This is a genomic window from Bacillus sp. JJ664 (genome assembly GCF_036962205.1).
Classification (GTDB): domain Bacteria; phylum Bacillota; class Bacilli; order Bacillales; family Bacillaceae_G; genus Gottfriedia.
Genome location: NZ_JBALMS010000100.1, coordinates 36,934 through 37,461 on the forward strand (window position 1 = coordinate 36,934; position 528 = coordinate 37,461).

The 528-nt window shown below is 33.5% G+C and carries 1 protein-coding gene; it reads left to right on the plus strand.

Features of this window, described 5'->3' with window-relative positions; all coding sequences use genetic code 11:
- Positions 1-528, plus strand: a 528-nt coding sequence (locus V7056_RS15555) for a tyrosine-type recombinase/integrase (protein ID WP_499703342.1), incomplete at both ends; no start/stop codon positions are given.

Genomic DNA, 528 nt, shown 5'->3' on the forward strand with positions numbered 1-528 from the left:
AAAAACAATTACTCTATATTCTCAAGTCAACATCAGATTTATCAGACAAACAGCTAAAAGCAAGACCTTATTTAATGGATCGAAATGATATTATGATTCGTCTTATGCTCTATTATGGATTATCGTTAAAAGAATGTATCGACCTTCAAATGAGAGATATAAATTTTGCACAAAATGAATTGACTGTACATAGTAAAGATGGAATTAAAAGGCTAATTCATTTAGAAAAGGAAGATCGCATTCGCTTATATGAATATTTTGTGACAATCCCAGAGCCAGTAAGACCTCATTACCATTCAACGCACCCACTATTTGTTGCATTTGATTTTAATCGGATGACTTTTCACTGGGTATATGATGATGATTCCCCGAAAGCTCTTACTGAAATTGCTTTTCAAAAAATGCTAAGGCTTGAAGTGAAAAGAGCAGGCCTTAGAAAAGGCTTATGTTCCCAGCATCTACGTAATACGTTTATTCTTCGGAAAATGCAGGAAGGTCTACAGTTAGAAGAAATTAAACAATTAGTTG